At 44.9% G+C, this 17326-nt stretch carries 19 protein-coding genes; 11 read left to right on the forward strand and 8 right to left on the reverse strand.

All coding sequences use genetic code 11. From position 1 onward, the window contains the following. Positions 1–4: 4 nt before the first annotated feature. From fliH to fliJ, 3 genes are read left to right on the forward strand one after another with little or no spacing between them, the layout of a single operon-like run. A complete protein-coding gene (gene fliH, locus OQJ86_RS14800; protein ID WP_265988240.1) occupies positions 5–760 on the forward strand; it encodes a flagellar assembly protein FliH in 756 nt (251 codons plus the stop codon). Then, a complete protein-coding gene (fliI, locus tag OQJ86_RS14805) occupies positions 753–2105 on the forward strand; it encodes a flagellar protein export ATPase FliI (RefSeq protein ID WP_045398758.1) in 1353 nt (450 codons plus the stop codon). The genes fliH and fliI overlap by 8 nt, the downstream gene beginning before the upstream one ends. 8 nt (positions 2106–2113) lie before the next feature. Then, positions 2114–2554: a flagellar export protein FliJ gene (fliJ, locus tag OQJ86_RS14810; RefSeq protein ID WP_265988242.1), complete on the forward strand. Its 441-nt coding sequence runs from the start codon at positions 2114–2116 to the stop codon at positions 2552–2554. Positions 2555–2577: 23 nt separating this feature from the next. Here fliJ and OQJ86_RS14815 read toward each other — a convergent pair whose 3' ends face one another. The 3 genes from OQJ86_RS14815 to OQJ86_RS14825 all read right to left on the reverse strand — a co-directional run bounded on the left by OQJ86_RS14815 (position 2578) and on the right by OQJ86_RS14825 (position 6985). Then, entirely contained in the window at positions 2578–4803 is a 2226-nt protein-coding gene (locus OQJ86_RS14815; protein ID WP_265988243.1) for an EAL domain-containing protein, read from the reverse strand. A 123-nt stretch (positions 4804–4926) separates the two neighbouring features. Further along, on the reverse strand, positions 4927–5967 hold the full coding sequence (locus tag OQJ86_RS14820) for a S1 family peptidase (protein ID WP_265988244.1): 1041 nt from the start codon (positions 5965–5967) through the stop codon (positions 4927–4929). Between the two features lie 127 nt (positions 5968–6094). After that, positions 6095–6985: a LysR substrate-binding domain-containing protein gene (locus OQJ86_RS14825; protein WP_038876406.1), complete on the reverse strand. Its 891-nt coding sequence runs from the start codon at positions 6983–6985 to the stop codon at positions 6095–6097. A gap of 143 nt (positions 6986–7128) precedes the next feature. Here OQJ86_RS14825 and OQJ86_RS14830 point away from each other — a divergent pair, with 143 nt between their 5' ends. Together OQJ86_RS14830 and OQJ86_RS14835 are read left to right on the forward strand one after the other, a co-directional pair. Continuing rightward, positions 7129–8067 carry a DMT family transporter gene (locus OQJ86_RS14830; RefSeq protein ID WP_265988245.1) on the forward strand — a complete coding sequence of 313 codons (939 nt, stop codon included), beginning with the start codon at positions 7129–7131 and terminating at the stop codon, positions 8065–8067. Between the two features lie 356 nt (positions 8068–8423). Further along, the gene (locus OQJ86_RS14835) at positions 8424–9374 is read left to right on the forward strand and encodes an XRE family transcriptional regulator (RefSeq protein WP_265988246.1); all 951 of its coding nucleotides are present in this window, start codon (positions 8424–8426) and stop codon (positions 9372–9374) included. A 6-nt stretch (positions 9375–9380) separates the two neighbouring features. Here OQJ86_RS14835 and OQJ86_RS14840 read toward each other — a convergent pair whose 3' ends face one another. Together OQJ86_RS14840 and OQJ86_RS14845 are read right to left on the reverse strand one after the other, a co-directional pair. Then, positions 9381–10091: an EAL domain-containing protein gene (locus tag OQJ86_RS14840; RefSeq protein ID WP_038876399.1), complete on the reverse strand. Its 711-nt coding sequence runs from the start codon at positions 10089–10091 to the stop codon at positions 9381–9383. 7 nt (positions 10092–10098) lie between these two features. Then, positions 10099–10284 carry a hypothetical protein gene (locus OQJ86_RS14845; protein ID WP_038876398.1) on the reverse strand — a complete coding sequence of 62 codons (186 nt, stop codon included), beginning with the start codon at positions 10282–10284 and terminating at the stop codon, positions 10099–10101. A 256-nt stretch (positions 10285–10540) separates the two neighbouring features. Here OQJ86_RS14845 and OQJ86_RS14850 point away from each other — a divergent pair, with 256 nt between their 5' ends. The 5 genes from OQJ86_RS14850 to OQJ86_RS14870 all read left to right on the forward strand — a co-directional run bounded on the left by OQJ86_RS14850 (position 10541) and on the right by OQJ86_RS14870 (position 14439). Further along, entirely contained in the window at positions 10541–10981 is a 441-nt protein-coding gene (locus OQJ86_RS14850; RefSeq protein ID WP_038868406.1) for an SRPBCC family protein, read from the forward strand. A gap of 87 nt (positions 10982–11068) precedes the next feature. Continuing rightward, positions 11069–11821 (forward strand): phosphatase, encoded by a 753-nt coding sequence (locus OQJ86_RS14855; RefSeq protein WP_265988261.1) that lies wholly within the window; start codon positions 11069–11071, stop codon positions 11819–11821. 100 nt (positions 11822–11921) lie between these two features. Then, positions 11922–12311: a cytochrome b562 gene (locus tag OQJ86_RS14860; RefSeq protein WP_005436021.1), complete on the forward strand. Its 390-nt coding sequence runs from the start codon at positions 11922–11924 to the stop codon at positions 12309–12311. Positions 12312–12484: 173 nt separating this feature from the next. Further along, a complete protein-coding gene (locus OQJ86_RS14865) occupies positions 12485–12844 on the forward strand; it encodes a hypothetical protein (RefSeq protein WP_104034070.1) in 360 nt (119 codons plus the stop codon). A gap of 155 nt (positions 12845–12999) precedes the next feature. Then, complete coding sequence (locus OQJ86_RS14870) at positions 13000–14439, forward strand: PepSY-associated TM helix domain-containing protein (protein WP_104034069.1); 1440 nt, start codon at positions 13000–13002, stop codon at positions 14437–14439. A gap of 51 nt (positions 14440–14490) precedes the next feature. Here OQJ86_RS14870 and OQJ86_RS14875 read toward each other — a convergent pair whose 3' ends face one another. The 3 genes from OQJ86_RS14875 to OQJ86_RS14885 all read right to left on the reverse strand — a co-directional run bounded on the left by OQJ86_RS14875 (position 14491) and on the right by OQJ86_RS14885 (position 16347). Beyond that, complete coding sequence (locus tag OQJ86_RS14875; RefSeq protein ID WP_265988247.1) at positions 14491–14874, reverse strand: VOC family protein; 384 nt, start codon at positions 14872–14874, stop codon at positions 14491–14493. Next, positions 14867–15796 carry a LysR family transcriptional regulator gene (locus tag OQJ86_RS14880; RefSeq protein WP_265988248.1) on the reverse strand — a complete coding sequence of 310 codons (930 nt, stop codon included), beginning with the start codon at positions 15794–15796 and terminating at the stop codon, positions 14867–14869. Before OQJ86_RS14880 ends, OQJ86_RS14875 begins: the two co-directional genes overlap by 8 nt. Before the next feature lie 77 nt (positions 15797–15873). Further along, the gene (locus tag OQJ86_RS14885; RefSeq protein ID WP_265988249.1) at positions 15874–16347 is read right to left on the reverse strand and encodes a hypothetical protein; all 474 of its coding nucleotides are present in this window, start codon (positions 16345–16347) and stop codon (positions 15874–15876) included. 288 nt (positions 16348–16635) lie between these two features. Between OQJ86_RS14885 and OQJ86_RS14890 the strand changes: the two genes are divergently transcribed. Next, positions 16636–17319, forward strand: a complete 684-nt coding sequence (locus tag OQJ86_RS14890) for a spondin domain-containing protein (RefSeq protein ID WP_151515308.1) — start codon at positions 16636–16638, stop codon at positions 17317–17319. Positions 17320–17326 lie beyond the last annotated feature (7 nt).

Raw genomic sequence — 17326 nt, forward strand, 5'->3', positions numbered from 1 at the left:
GACCATGGCAGAAAAAGCAAATAACACCATGCGATTACCACCAAGTGGATACCGCTTACATCGTTTTCCTCCTTTGGCGCAACCTGTGAACATCGAAGACGATTTCGCGATGGAGAACCAAGGCTGGCAAGATACTCAAGCCGACGTTCAACAACAGCTGGAAGCGGGGTTTCAGCAAGGTTTGCAGCAAGGGCATGACGAGGGCATTCGCCAAGGTATTGAGCAAGGCAAGCAACAAGGTCTGCTCGATGGCCAAAAAGAAGGCTTTCAAAAAGGATTTGTGTCTGGAGAGCAATCTGGCAAACAAGGCTTTGTGGAAGCGGCAAAACCCGTTCATGAGTTGTTCCAAGCATTATCGCGTTGGCAAAGCGATAAGGAACAACAGCAACGCCATATGATCTGTGAATTGGTACAGAAGGTTGCACAGCAAGTGATTCGTGCTGAGCTGACTCTGATGCCACAACAGATTTTGGCTTTGGTGGATGAAACCTTATCCGCTATGCCGGGCAAAGCAGAAAGCGTGATTGTACATCTGAATCCACAAGACCTAGAGCGAATCACGCAAATCAATGCTGACTTGCCAACCGCTTGGAAGCTTGTCGCAAACACGGAGTTACCCGTTGGTGGGTGTCAGTTAGTGACTGAGGATGCAGAAGCCGATGCGAGCTGTGACTCTCGCTTACAAGCTTGTATGGATAACGTGAAACAACACTTGCTGGATGAAGCCGTATTGTCACAGGTTGATGCTGCACATGAGTAGTACTTCCAGCCACGAGTTGTTGAACGAACGCTTGAGTGATGCACTCGCATCGCTCGATTCGATTCCGGTTGCACGAGTGACAGGGCGACTAATCAAAGTTAACGGCTTAATGCTGCAAGCCGTGGGTTGTCGATTCAAGCTTGAACAACGCTGCTTAGTGGAAACCGCAGAAGGCGACATGATTGAAGCGCAAGTCGTCGGCTTTGATCATACAGTTGCTTACTTGATGCCGATTCGTCGTCTAGGTGGTTTGTTTGCGGGAGCAAAAGTGATCCCGCTGGATGGCGATAGTACCGTTCAACTCAGCTTACAATGGCTTGGTCGAGTAGTGAATGGTCTAGGTGAACCTTTCGATGATGGCGCGCCGCTTAAAGGGGGAGATCGTGTTTCACTTGAACCAAAACCGATTAACCCACTTAAGCGACGCCCTGTCGATACCCCGCTGGATGTTGGTGTTCGTGCCATTAATGGTTTATTAACCGTTGGCAAAGGGCAGCGTATTGGTTTAATGGCGGGCAGTGGTGTCGGTAAAAGTGTCTTGATGGGGATGATCACTCAAAACACCGAAGCTGATGTTATTGTTGTCGGCTTAATTGGCGAACGGGGTCGAGAGGTTCGAGAGTTTATCGAACGTAACTTAACACCAGAGGCCCGTCAGAAAGCGGTCATTATCGCCGCGCCAGCCGATGAATCCCCTTTGATGCGTTTGCGCGCGACTCTGCTTTGTCACCGTGTGGCGGAGTATTTCCGTGACCAAGGTAAAGACGTGTTGTTACTGATGGATTCTTTAACACGTTATGCAATGGCGCAGCGTGAGATAGCGCTGTCTTTAGGGGAGCCGCCAGCGTCACGTGGTTATCCGCCTTCAGTGTTCAGCGTGTTACCACAGCTGTTGGAACGTGCAGGTAACAGTGAAAATCCACATGGTAGTTTGACGGCGATTTATACGGTATTGGCGGAAGGGGATGACCAACAAGATCCTGTTGTGGATTCTGCACGTGCGATTCTTGATGGGCATGTGGTGCTTTCACGTCAACTCGCAGAACAAGGGCATTATCCAGCGATCGACATTAACGCATCGATAAGCCGCTGCATGAACGCCTGTACCCATGAAGCGCACAGCACGATAGCGAACAACTTCCGTCAAATGTACTCCAATTATCTTCAAGTTAAAGAACTCTTGCCACTTGGCGGATATCAACCAGGACAAGATCCGGAACTGGATCAGTCGGTTTCTATGTATCCGCATCTTAGAGCGTACTTACAGCAGTCGGCAAATGAGTCTATTGATTACCCAACCAGTTTGACCGCATTGGCACAAATGTTCCAAAGTGAGCAGCAATGAGGTAGCAAATGGAATCAAAGCTAAAAGCCGTCGGCAAGTTGCGCCAAATGGAAGAAAAGCAACGGGATAGAGTAGGGGAGCAATTAAATGTGATGCGTCAGCGTCACTCTCATCTTGCCGTTCAGTTAGAACAGCTTTCCGCTCTTAAAGTTCATGCGGGACAATCGGCGTTGACAATGCCAGTGCTCAATAGTGCCACCTTGATGAACTTAAATCGTGTCGACCATATGCTACAAAAGATGTTGCGTCACCATGAGCAAGAACAAGCGGTAATGCAGGCTGAGTGTGCTTCGGTACAAAAGCATCTTGAATACAAACATGCTCGAGTTCAAGGGTTAGACAAAGTCCTCGAACGCTGGTGCAACAAGCAAAACTACGAAAAATTGAAGAAAGAGCAAAAGCTGATTGAAGACATCATTAACTCTCGCTTAAAGCGCAAAATCTTATAGACGAAATCTGATAGCGTGAAGCGTCATAATGTGACCGTTTCCGACCTTGTAAGATGTTGTCTTTGTTCTTCGATTTCAAACAATGTATTCAAATAAGTATTCATAGGTAAGGGCTTCGCGACACCATACCCTTGTGCGAAGTCGATGCCTAAGTCTCGTAGAATCAGGCTGTGTGCGGGAGTTTCGACAAATTCAGCGACGGTTTCTAAGTGCATCTCTTTAGCTACAGTCGCAATCGAACTGACGATCAAACGATCGGTCTCGCTCTCTGTGATTTCACGAACGAATGCTCCCTCGATCTTCAAGATATCCAGCGGTAGACGACGCAAGTAAGCAAAGCTTGCGTAACCGGTGCCAAAGTCATCAATTGCGATTTTACAACCGAGTTTACGTAAAAGATTCAAGGTCTCTATAGCTTGTTGTTCATTGATCAATGCTGACGATTCGGTGATCTCAAAACAAATCTTATCTAAGGGAATATCGAAGCTGTGTGCACTCTCAATGATACGAGAAGCAAGGTTTTCCGCGCTTAGTGTTTTAGCCGTAAGGTTAATAGCACAATGCCCTATCGTATCCCAGTTTTTGACTTTGTCGCTCAGCATACGGAAGGTATTCAGAATCACCCAATGATCGAGTTTGATTTCCAATCCGAATTGATTGATCAAAGGAAAAAATGCGGAAGGTGGCAGTACTTTTCCATCTTGCTCTTTTAGGCGAAGCAGCACTTCAAAACTTTGTTTACTCTCTTCAGGGCCTGAAAGTCGCATGTATGGTTGGCAGAACAGTTCGAACTGTTCTCGTTTAAACACTTGCTGAATGTGGTTCAACTTGTCGACGCGGTCCATTTCAAAAGATTGCACGTTGACCCAATGAATGCTGCTGTCGCTCTGTGGTGGTTGATCGCACAGAATTGATACGACTTTTTCAATATCTTGCCCTTGGTTGACGACCGAGCAATAAACGGTTGGTGAGACCAAGGCGACAGACGTTCCACGCCAGTAAAACTGAAAGCTCTCTAAATATTCCACGACTTCTTGAAGCTCTTGTTCTGCAACATCGGAATAGTGAGTGAAACTCAGCAACCCTGTGGAAAAAGGCGGACGATAGCAACGATTGATGCTTTCGTTTCGCGAATATAAAAACTCGCTTAATTGCATGATGAGTTGTGATTTCCCCTCATGACCTAAGTCCGTCAGCATCGACAACGTTGGTGTCAGGTCGAGATAAATCAGCAATGAATAAGACTGATGGATGATGTCTTCTTTTAATTGAGCGATGTTTGACAGGCCGGTGTACGGGTCAATCCTTTCTGAGCGGATTTGTCGTTGAGTCATCTCGAAGAGCTTCACTGAGTAACCGCCCAACAAATACGCGAGCGTGGTCAATACCGCAATGATGACAAGCAGGCCATAAAACTGGTCAGCATAAATTCGGTCGGCATTGTAGTGACTGATGCCGTCATGAATCACCAACAGAATGAATGGAGAGCCCACAAACAGAGGTCGAATTAATCCGTGTTTGGCTAATCCAATTACGACCAGTAAAACCGCAAAGAAGCTTAACGAGTTGAGCATAAATGAGGATGAAGAAAGAGCGGCGGCAATAAATAAAATGACGCAGCTTGCCAACCAAGCTAAATACTCCCGGCAGCGAGAGTTGGACACCCTAAGCCTTTTATCGAGTGCGAGATAAGATTGAGTGTCTGTATCGGTAATAAGGCTGACCATTACATACAAAATTGGGGTGACGAGTAATTGGGTCAAGTAATTGCCAAGTGTGGCATAAAACAAAAAATCAGCACTCAAAAAGCGCCCGTCAACGAAGGTATTCACCAGCATCATTTTTATGGTATTTGCGAACGGGAACAAGCAGCCTACGATGACAAAAAATAAGCTGATCCGTTGTGCGGCTGGTTGATGAAGTGAGCGGTTATTGAGGTAGTGGAACAAACTCGAAAAAACAAAAGGCAATAGAGGGACGGTGAGAGCGTAGAGTAAGGCATGTTCTAGACTACGCCCCGTTCCGATATAGTAAGCCAATAAACTCAGAATAATGGCAGGCAGTGCACGCCATTGATAGCGCAAGCAGCTGACGATCATCACGGAGCTGACCACAGAGATAAGCTGAAACGCATCTTTCTGGATAACAAACATTTGCGAGAGGGCAAACCCAGCAAAGATGGACAACGTGACGCCGAGAGTCAGGAACAGCATCGCACTCATATGGCGACTCGATGCGGCATTATTCATTAGTTTGATCTGAAAATAGTTGGGTAGCCGATAATAACAGGATTATCGGCATCAAATGAACTGGAATATACGTACTTTTAGAGCTTTTATTCTACAAAGTGTAACTGTGGATGAAGCTACGTGCTACAAGGGCTGGCGGCGACGTAACCATACGAATAAGCTGCCAAGCGTCAGTAGGCCAAAACCGACAGAGCCACCATCACTGCCATTATTACCGAAGTCATTGCTTGTGGTGTCTTCTGGGTCAAACCCAGAGTCGCCTTGACTGTGATAATCTTCCCTTGCCGCTAAAGCAGCGTCGTAATTTGTCTTCGCCCCAGCACTGGTTTGGGCTTCTATCCAAGGGGTGTAATTGAGCACTTCAGTAAACACGCTTGGAATGGCAGGGGACTCACAAACCGATGAGCCGTAACTGACGATACCGATTTGTTGATAATTACCGCTACCATCTTGATACGTTAACGGGCCGCCTGAATCACCACTACATATCCCCGTGTAAGCTTGGTTTGGGAAGCCGTTCGCACACAAACTTTCTTGAGAGTTAAAACCTGAAACCAGTGAAGAACATTGTGAATCTGTAAGAGGTTGGATTTCTGCCCAGCGCACGTAATTCGGTCCTGTCGCATCGTTGGTAGAGGTTTGACCAAGGCCAAAGATTTGGAACGCTGACCGGTTACTGTAGTCACCAAAGTCCTGTGGCAATGTGATGGATTGGACGTTGTCTGTGATAGGGCGAGTTAGTTCCAATATCGCGATGTCATTGATCCACAAGTTACTCGCGTTGTAATCGGGATGAATCGTGATAGCGCGTACGTCTTTGAATTCTTCAACAAACACATCATTCATGGTTGGGTTTTTGACTAAAACTCGAAGATCATCGATTGTCCAACCATCGGTAAACACGTCGGATTCGACACAGTGTGCGGCGGTCATGATGTATCTATCATTGACGATGGTACCACCACAGATGTTGGCAAACTGACTCGAGCCAGTACGGTGTAATATCAGGCGAGCAAAGAAAGGAAGTTGATTGGCAGTGGCTTGTTGGCCGCCAATAATAAACGTTTTTAAATCCGAGTCATTTGCACTGACTGCTTGTTCTGCGGAGCTTGTCATTGGCACAATGAGTAAAACGCCACTTATTAAGACATGATACAACCTCATAAAGCCATCCTTGGAGTTCAAAAGTACTTCTTTTACTTTATACCAATTCCGGCATTAATCTATTCACTACAGAAACGAATAAATTTCATAACGCCTATAGACGACGAAACGACGGGCTGCGTTCGAATTAGCTGAACTCTTGCCTCAACCAAGATCTCAACAAATGAAATGCCTCTTGTTTGAGCTTATGGGGTGGGCATACAAAGTAAAATTGTTGATAGGGGTTAGTGATTGGCTCACCCAATTCCACTAATTGTCCATATTTGATGTCGTCTTTCACAAACAAGCGATGTGTTACCAATAAGCCCAGCCGTCGAGTTGTGGCTTGCACAGCTTGAATCGACATGTTGAAGGTCATTGGTTTTTTGTTGGTAGGCCGCAGTAATCCTGTCTCTTCTTCCCAAACTTGCCAGTCGTGCTTTCTGCGATCGTTAGTGACTTCAATAATGGGGTAAGTTGATAGCAGTTGTTGAATGTCTCGGTTATCAGGTTGCGCTAGTAACTCGGGGCTGCACACCAACACTAACTCATCTTCGCTCAACTTTTCACAATAGTAATCTTGCCACTCTTGAGGGCTGCCATGCACCACTGCGGCGTCAATGCCTTCCTGCTCTAAACGGAACTGCCCAATCAGATTGGATAGGCGGACATCTAACTGAGGAGCGAAATCTTGCAAGCTCGACATGCGTGGGATCCACCAGTGCAACGCAAGTGAGTTGACCATATTAAGTGTTATCCGTTTGGAATTTTGGTCGTGGATTAAGGCTTCGGTGGCATCAACGATTTGTTCGAGTGCCGGAGCTACTTTTCGGTAGTATTTTTTGCCTTCATTATTGAGGCGAACTTGGCGACCAACACGATCAAATAAAGGTTTGTTGACTTGGTTTTCTAGAGATTTAATGGCTTGGCTAACAGCGGAATGGCTAACAGAGAGCAGTTGAGCCGCCTCTGTCATGCTGCCAGTCTCTGCTACAGCAACAAAGGCATAGATCGACTTCAATGGGACTAATTTGCGCATAGTGTCTTCACTCCTATTACCTTTGTAGTTAGCGGTAGGCTGACTCTCAATCTGTAAGTTTTTCTTACATTAGCGTTTAAAATAACTCGCTATTTCTGATTAACGCCTTTGCCTAAAATACTCCATGAATTAAGGAGTATCCAATGAACGTAGAAAACAAACCCATCGTCTTCATGTTGATGTCTACATTAAGCTTATCTGTTACTGGCTTGTTAGCAAAGCAGCTTAGTAATGATCTTTCTGTGACCCTATTAAGTTTCTTGCGCTTTTTCACTCCGGCGTTGATTTTATTGGTCATGCTGCGCTTCAAAAACCTGACTCTCCCTACTGGCAAGACTTTTAAACCCATTTTGCTTCGTGCCTTTTGTATTGGTATGTGTCAGTTGTGCTTTATCGCTTCTTTGCAAACGCTCACCCTAGTTGAAGGTGTGGTGTTGTTTGCGACAGGGCCTTTGTTTATGCCTATCGTTGAAAAACTCTTTATGCGTGGACAAATTAGAATGTCGACCATAGTGGCACTGGTTATGGCATTCACTGGGGTCATTCTGTTGGCTGGCGCAGATGGTGAATTTACATGGCGATTTGACCTGTTATTGGGCTTGGCGGGTGGTTTGTTTAACTCGGGTTCGCAGCTGACACTTTATAAAGCCAGTAAGAGCGGCATGTCGCCACTAGAAATCAACTTCTGGACGTTCGGTTGCGCTGCTTTACTGATATTACCGCTGGTGCTCTTCAATGATTCAAATGTTTTATTGCACTCGCTTTCATTACACGAATTTGAAACACCGAATACATTGCTTGTCTTTTTGATGTCTCTTTTGATCATCAATACACAGGTATTTCGTTCGAAAGCGTATCAGTTAGCTAGCAGTGGCTCTCAACTTGCACCGCTTATTTTCACCAATCTACTGTTTACCGCAGTGTGGCAATGGATGTTTTTCGATGACCAAATGAGCCACAGACAAATCATAGGCGTGACTTTGATTGTCCTTGCGACAGTGCTGAACACTTGTTGGGTCCGGTTATTAGTTGCGTATAAGGCTCAAAATCGAACTGTTAATTTGTTTAAACGTATTGATTAATGAACATTAAGTGGAAAATCGTTCTCGACAATATTGTTTAGAGTGACTTCAAAAATTATGTTTTATATTAATAGCTGTTTCGTATTTTATCTTATAATAACCTCCAGTGTACATAGGATAATATCTTTAACAAAAATCAACTGTGTTAGCATCGGTTTTTTAGTATCGAAGGATCTGCTAACCTGACGCCTTATTATCTTAGTGTATGATCCACTCATTACTAAAATCTATTAATCTTAGTCAGTCATAGTTAAATCTCGAAAGAAAAACATGAATGACTGTATGGCTTGTTATTGGCAAAGATACTGGTTAATAGGTTCGCTAATAAATAAAAATACAGTTTTAGTGGTGAGATTATGAGTTACAATTTCGAAAGGGAACTTGCTTCTTGGTTAGAGGAGCGAGAAATTTCTAGAAAAGAGTTGATCGCGATATTACAACAATCATATTACGATGACTTTAAAGGTTTAGACTCAATTACATTAAGTCGGTGGCTAACAGGAAAAGTCGTCCCTCCATTGTACAAACAGTTTCTTATTGCTAAGTCTCTTGAACAGGATCTTGCGGACATCATCGTTACCATTGATGAAAATGAACAAAAGAGCCCGTCTCGTTACTCGGCAGTCCTGACGAACCTTATAAAAGCGTTTGATTTCTCGTTAACCGCTTTGTCTTATAATCGTATGCCAGACAAAGTGACCAGTGAAATTAAATCTCACACATACTATGAACATATCGAATTATTTCATGACTTCTATGACAATGTGTCTGCGCTACGTGGCTTTATTGACGAATTGTACGCGTTAAAAAATGAGGTTAAATACAAGGGAATCCTATTAAAAAACAGTCAAGGTGACATAGTTGGACATTGGGCTGGCATCTTAAACTTAGAGAAGTTAGATAATCTTCCATCTTTTATTCCTATTCCAGAAAACGAAATAAAGCGCAGTTGTTTGGTCAAGTTGGGCCATGCTATGAATTCAGAGCATTTCTTTGAGCTAGTTGTTCAGGCTATTTGTTATTATTTGATAAGGCAATGTAAGTCTAAAGATTATGTCTATATTTTTATTGCCGGATACCCCATTCTAGAGTTTTCAAAAAAAGTATTTAACGCAGAAGAAATAAAATATTATCCCCCTGTTGATAATAACCAAAGAATGGGGTTGTACCTTGTGAAGTTCGATATTATTAGATCAATTTCTAATCCTGTTTTAATTCCAAAAATTAAAAAGAAACTTCGCTGTTTGGAATTGTGTAATTTTGTAGAATGCAATAGATGTAATCTCAAGGACTTCCGTCAGGAGTGATTTTTCTCAAAGGCTCACTGCGATAGTGGTATACAAGAACCCCTGTAAACCCCAGAACTGGACATCACTTTGGGTAATTTGCTTGCGTGCCACTTGCGTTTCAACACGTTCGATGATTAATTTTGTTCGTGTCCTCTTGCTCAGTGCCAGCACTCTTTTGTAGTAATCTGCTTCATCAGAGTGTTCTACTTTCAGGAAGTGATAGAAGCCGGAAAGGAGCTCTTCTTCTCGAAAGTCAGAGTTTAAATCATAGTCGTCAACGGCCAGTAACACTTTTTGTTTTTGCAGAAACTCAAATCCTTTTCTGATCTCGGAACAGCGCTTACATGAATCTCTTTCCGTTATTTCAATCACCAAATTCGCCTTTAGATTTTCTAGGCTATTCTTGAGAATGACGATATCACACAGCAAATATTTATCGCATAGGTTACTTCGCTCAAGGTTTATGAATAGATGTTTCCCTTTAAAGTCGCATGCATGGCGAGCAATATACCTATCTAAGCGTGCGATTAATGCTCGGCTCATGTGCGGGTATTTGATTTCTCGATCATACACTTCGTTTGCTGCGCTATCTGTTAAATTAGCGGGGTTAATAAGCACCTCATATCCGAGGTTTACTCCGCCTTCATCGACAATTTCTTGCAGTTTGTAATTGATGTCGATGAGGTTGATGCCGTTGTTTTTTTTGTTTAAATAGTCTTCAATCAAAAAACACATGTGTTTGCTATTCCATTTTCTTGAACATGATGGTGATAAACTCCATCTCTTCGTCAGAGATAAGCGGTTTCTCATCGATTAACGCTTTCCTTCTAAATTCAATTACGCCTTTTATTTCGCGTAATTGTTCCGGCTTCATTTCATTAATGCATTGTTTTATATATTGAAATTCACCGTTTTTTAAGCCGTTCATGTTTTGTCCGTTGTTAGTGCTTCGCTTTGTTTCTATCTCGATCCATATGGCGAAGTTTAATGAAAAGCACCAAATATTGAGTTGGCAGAGTTGTATTTATTATGCAGCGACTGCTAAATGTCGCCTTCGTGGCTCCTTTGCATGCGAACTTGCCCCATTGATGTCGGGCTTCGCAATTCTTCTTCTGGTTACAACCGAATTGTTTGATTTTTAATCAGGATGAACTAGCGTCAAGAAAGTAGCTAAGGGAGAGAACATGCTGACTTTAAATTATCACGTCGAGATTGCAGCCACGCCGCAGCGCGTATGGAGCGTGCTGACGGATATCGAATTGTACAAACGATGGGCACAAGCTTTTTCACCGCAATCTCAATTTGATGGCGACTGGGAAGAGGGAGGGGATATTACCTTTTACGACCCAGACATGGGGGGGACTCGGGCAGTAGTGGACACTGTTTTGCCATTGCATAAACTTGAGTTTCATCATGTTGCCATCTTCAATCCAGACAATAGGCAGCAACTAGACGCTGACTTGGCTTCTAAGTGGATCGGATCACGAGAGATCTACCAGATCGATGTGCTGCAAGATCGCTTGTTGCTCAGTATCACCATTTCTACCCATAGTGATTTTGTGTCGATGTTCAATCATGGTTGGGAGAAAGCATTGCCGCTGATTAAAACGATCTGTGAGGAATAAGATTAGATTTCGTCCCAATATTGGGCTGACGATCACTGACATGTGGGTATACAATAGCCGCCAGTTTGTGCGCCAAGAGAGTTGATGATGGAATTTAAGGTTGATACCCACACGCATACGTACGCTAGCGGTCACGCTTACAGTACGTTGATTGAAAACGCTAAATCGGCAAAAGAGAACGGGCTGGATATGTTTTGCACGACCGACCACGCGGAATCAATGCCGGGTGCGCCTCATTACTGGTTCTTCTCTAACCAGAAAATTCTGCCTCGCTTTCTTGAAGGCGTTGCCATTATTCGCGGTGTTGAATCTAACATCATGAACACCGAGGGTGACATCGATATTCCAGATAGCGTTGACCGTAATTTGGATTGGGTGATTGCTAGCTTTCATGAACCAGTGTTCCGCCCAGCGGACAGTGCTACGCACACTGAAGCGCTGTTGAACATCATCAAAAATGGTCGTGTTGACGCGCTAGGCCATTTGGGTAACCCCAACTTTGACTTCGATTTTGAAGCTGTACTGAAGTGCGCTAAAGAGCACAATGTCGCGATTGAAATCAATAACACCACATTGAAAGGTAACAGCCGTGTTGGCAGCGTAGACCGTTGCCATGAGATTACCCAAATCGGTAAAGAGCTCGGTGTCTTCTTCACCACAGGCAGTGATGCACACTTCTGCCACGATGTGGGTAACCTGGGCTTGGTGGGTGAGTTAATGGATAGAGTCGGCATCGATAGCAGCAAGGTAATTACTCACTCAGCACAACAATTCTTAGCCTTCTTAGAGCTGCGTGGCCGTATGCCAATTGCAGAGTATGACGAGATTCGCAACGCATAAACTTGATTACATTTTTGGTTATGCAAGTGTTAAGGGATTGCTTTACACTGCTCGCATTAAAAAGCCGGCTCAGAATTCGGCATTCAATGGAGAAGTGAAGATGTTACGTCCTTTAGTGTTGGGGTGTGTAATTGCGTTAGGCTCAACGTACGCAATGGCAGAAGCCGTCGACTTAAAACAAAACATGAAGCAGATGAAGATGGAATTCAAACAGGCGGCAGAAGCGTCTGATGTTGAAACCATGAAATCTGCGATTGATAGCTTGCAAGCGATCGTTGAACAATCTAAGCGTGGCAATTACCCACCAGAGAAGTTCGATATCTACCTAGAAGGTTTTAACAAGCTGACGGTAACGCTAGATAAGATTGAAGCGGATCTTGATGCGGGTAAGCTAGAAGAAGCGAAAGACCAACTGCGTGAAATCGATAGCCTTCGTGAAGAGTACCATGACAAACGCAACCCAAGTATCTGGAGCAAACTGTTTAGCTAACCGTTTATTCAACTTGAAGAAATGACCATCAGCCTGCCACTTCGGCGGGCTTTTTTGTGCCTGTCAATCGAGGTATTCAAGAAAACCTGTGAGGTAGCAGCCACTTATTGATCCTGTTTTTGAGCTACCACTCAGAATTGGTTACGCTGTGTGAAATTTGTTAAGTCACCGTTATGCGTAGATTAATTCCTTTTTACCGCTCCATGTTATTTGCTAGTGCTCTAAGTTGGGTACTAGTGACACTGATGCCTGTTATCAATGCTCATGGTAACAGCATGGGGGTGTGGGCGACGCTATGTACACTGAACGGTTTTGAGTTGGTGCAGATAGAAGAGGGCGACAATTCGGTCAGCCACAAAGGTAAGCCTTGTCCTTTTAGCCACTTCTCGACTTTTCATCACGATACACTTCCAACGACACCGATACTTTCAAGACAGAGCTTGGTGATTTCTGACAGCTACGCTTTTTTGGCTCTAAGTGTGCGATTTGAAACACCAGTTCCTAGAGCGCCGCCAGTTTCCCTTTTCTCATAACAAAAACAATTACAAGTAAATAAAGCCAACAACACTGCCACTTCGAGCAGTGGTACTCCCGAACCTTAGTCAAAATAGAGTCGCATACCAATGCGTATGTGCAGGATTCTTTTGGCTGAATTTGGGCGTTTAACTATGAAAAAAGGAAAATACATATGTTGAGAAACTCGGCAAAGCCTCAACTTAAGGAAGCCTCGCGCGCAAAATCCATCTACTTTATGACGTGGCGATGGCACTTCTACGCAGGGTTATTCGTTATCCCGTTCATGCTCATGCTTTCCCTTACAGGGTTGGTGATGCTGTTTGATGATGAAATCGAACTGGCTCGATACGAGACGACATTGCACGTCATACCACACGAAAAAACCGTTACTGTCTCTGCACAATTGGAAACCGTAAAGCAGGCGTATCCCGATTTTAATGTCACTCAATTTGTACCTGCTAAAACGGCCGATATTGCCAACCGATTCTCGATTCAAAACCAAGAAGGCAGCTCGCTGATTGTTGCAGTAAATCCTTACACAGGAGACGTACAAGGCACCATTGATCGTGGTGATAGCATCTATGAACTGATGAACAGCATTCACGGCACCTTGCTCATCGGCGACCTAGGCGACCGTTTAATTGAAATCGCCGCAAGTTTGGGGATTTTGCTGTTGGTGTCTGGTTTATACCTTTGGTTACCTAGAGACAACGCAAGCCGCGCCGGCTTTTTGAAAATTCGCCTTAACAATGGCCCTCGAATTTTGATGCGTGACCTGCATGCGAATTTAGGTGGTGTGCTGTCGATTGTTCTGTTGTTCTTTTTGATTTCAGGTTTATCTTGGGCAGGGATCTGGGGTGCGAAAATGGTGCAAGCGTGGAATACCTTCCCAACCTATTACACATGGGGTGAGAAACCGGAATCCACACTGACACACAAAGATCTCAACCACGGTGCTTCAGAAGAGATGCCATGGAACTTAGAGCTCGCTGCTGTGCCAGAATCGAAAGACAAACCCGCTCATGATCATGCCAATATGAAAGAAGAGATGGCATACGCAGGCAGTCATGATGCGCTCTCCATTGATGATATCATCCTCAAGGCCGAAATGATGGGCTTTACGGGCTATAAGCTGTTTTTGCCACGCTCTGAGACTGGCGTTTACACCGTTGCAGCGAACTCTATGGGTGGCGATATCTCCGACCCAAGACAAGATCGCACTAGTCACTTTGACCAATATTCTGGTCGCTTGTTGGTAGATGTAACGTGGCAAGATTACAGCCTATTTGCCAAGTTCATGGCGGCAGGTGTGTCACTGCATCAAGGTGATGTCAGTGTGCTTAACAAAGTGCTCAACGTAGTGTTCTGTTTGGCGTTCATCTTAATCTCAATCACAGGCGTGGTGATGTGGTGGATTCGTCGTCCTAGTCGCAGTGCAGCTCTGGGTGCGCCACCTAAATTTCAGCAAGACGGCATTTGGAAGCTTGGCTTAGTAACGTTGGTAGTATTGTGTCTGGCGTTCCCGATGGGCGGTTTGGCGATTGTTACAGTACTCGCATTGGATTGGTTGTTGTTCAACCGCGTCGAGAAGCTGAAAACGGCGTTGAATTAGTAACAGATAAAGAGTGGAATAGTAAAAGAGCCAGCGACGTGCTGGCTCTTTTTATTTCTGGTAAATCTCTAGCGGCAAGCTATCTGGATCTTGGAAGAAGGTAAATGCTTTGCCTGTGAATTCGTCAATACGAATTGGTTCAACTTCAACGCCATTCGATTCTAGGTAGGCTTTCACTTGTTCAACATCATCAACCAAAAATGCGAGATGTCGCAGGCCTTGTGCTTCGGGAAAGCTCGGTCTCTCTGGGGCGCCCGGAAAGCTAAACAGTTCCACTTGGCTGCCGTCAGGTAAAGCGAGGTCAAGCTTGTAGGAGTCTCTGGCTTCGCGATAGTTCTCGGCAATGACTTTCAATCCCAACACTTCAGTGTAAAAGCGTTTTGACCTGAAATAATCGCTGCAAATGATCGCGACGTGATGAATGGCATTAAACATGGCTAGCCTCCTCGGAGACTAAATGCTCCTTAACGAAGTCGATAAACACGCGCAGACGAGCAGGCATGTATTTGGTTTGTGCATACTGCATCGCGATAGCACCGTGGTAGTTACTCTTGATCATCCAATCCGGTAGCACCTCCACCACTTCACCTTGCTCTAACGCGTCTTTGATCACGAAGTCATGGAAGATCCCAATTCCCAAGCCAGACTTAACCCCGTTCAAGCGCATTTGAGAATGGTTGACGGCGTAACGCCCGCTTACTGCAATCGAATGAAAGGCTTCCTCTTTAAAGAACGACCAGATGTTGTCTTTGTCGTTCTCGGCAAGGTAAATACAATCGTGCTGCTCAAGTTCGGTCGGATGCTCAGGCATACCGTGTTTAGTGAGGTAATCTGGAGAGGCACATAAAACAAGATTGGTCTTGCTGATCTCTTTGAGTACCAGATTCTCATCGGGTTTGTCGGTGAGCTTAAATGCTACGTCGATACCTTGGCGAAAAAGATCGATCTCACCATCTGCTGCACGCAGCTTAAGCTGAATATTTGGATAACGTTCTAGGAATGGCAATACAAACGGTTGAAGCACCGAATTAAGAAATGCTTCAGGGGCTGCCACTGTGAGTGCGCCTGTTGGCTCAGCATGATCTTCCGCAGACAGCTCAACGGCTTGCTGCGCGGCATTCACCATTGCGATGCTTTGGTCGTAAACCTTTTGCCCAGCTTGAGTGATGATCAACTTACGAGTCGTGCGCTCAAACAGTTTGACCGAGAGGGCTTGTTCCAACCGTGTGATCAACTTACTTAAAGCCGATGGCGTTACGCCGAGTTGTTTAGCAGCAGCGGTAAAACTGCCTTCGTTTACCACCAAGATAAACGAAGCAAGATCAGGAAGTAGGGCAATGAGTTTTGGATTAACCATAATTGTTCAGTTCTGCGCAGCGGAATAACGATATTGTCTGGTACGGTTTCACGAGGTTCAAGTGTCACCGTCTCGCTTTAACGATATTTTGCCAAAAATGCATTGAGTGCAGGCAAGCCAGATTCACCAGTATGGTATTGCTGCCAACAGTGATAAATGGCCGTTCCGTGGTCTGCAATCAATTCGATAGCTTCTCGCTCAGCGATTGAATACTGTTGTGAAGCGTTCACTTCTTCATGCCACTCTCGATATTTGACCTCATAAGGTTCTACCCACTTCAGAAGAGTCGCCACCAACTCTTGCCATGGTAAACCAATCCACTTGGTTGCATCTGCCAAGCCTTTATCTAGCATCTCTTGGTATCGACTTTCGATATCCATGCCATTTGTCAGCAGTACAGGTTTGAGCTTTTCTGCGGTGAGTTCTTCCACTTCAATCAAGGTTTGCCACAGCGTTTGTTGTTCACTTTGGGCGTAATGGCTCAAGTAGTGGTTGAAAAAAGCGATGCCGTAGATTTCGCCATAGTAGGCAGACAGAACGTTATGAATCATGGTGAGAATCGTGATTTAAACAGAGAATACCGCATTGTAGGAGGGGAAAGCGCGACGTGTAAATACCTGATTAAGAGTAAAAAAGTGCTGCTGACAGAATTCGAACAGAACTTGTGAGAATTTTATGAGAATTCGATGAAGTTGCTGATAGATTTGCTCGTCATTCTTAGAGGCAAGAACGCAAAACGTTCGAAACGTAATGCTTAACCTACTCAAGTCACGAACAAAGAAGTAAAGCCGTACACATGGGCTTGGGTAGTTCAACCCTCATTAAAGGATGGAATCACAATGAAAAAACGTACCCAACTCGGACTCGTCATGACTTCAGTCGCTATGGCACTAGGCTCTGCATCAGTGAATGCGGCGGAATTGGAAATCACCGTGACAAACGCAACCAAAGGCATCTACTTTACGCCTCTTATTGTTGCCGCACATGGTTCTGATCTTCAAATGTTCAGAACGGGTCAAGCAGCAACGCCAGAACTAGAAGCAATGGCAGAAGGCGGTGATATCTCTGGGCTTGCTAGTGTGATTGGTAACGCTGGTGGTGCTGTGGTAGAGAACCCTGCTGGTGGTATTTTGAATCCGGGTGTTGCAACCACCTTCACCTTGGACAGTGGCGACCACGGATATCTTTCTCTGAGCGCGATGTTGTTGCCAACCAATGATGGTTTTGTCGGTCTGGATAGTTGGAAGATTCCAACGGAAGCGGGTACATACCGAGCAACGCTAAGAAGTTACGATGCCGGTACAGAAGCGAACGATGAACTTGCATCTAGCATGCCAAACCCACCTTTCATTACCTTTGGTACTGGCGGCACAGGCGTTGAAGCAACGGTAACTAACGATAAAGTTCACGTGCATCCGGGTAACCTTGGTGATAGCGACCCATCTGGCGGCATCAGTGACCTAGACAGCAGTAGCCATCGTTGGTTAAACCCAGTCGCAACCATCACAATCGTTGTGAAGTAAGGGGGAT

This window comes from Vibrio sp. Sgm 5, assembly GCF_026241575.1.
GTDB classification, from domain to species: domain Bacteria; phylum Pseudomonadota; class Gammaproteobacteria; order Enterobacterales; family Vibrionaceae; genus Vibrio; species Vibrio jasicida.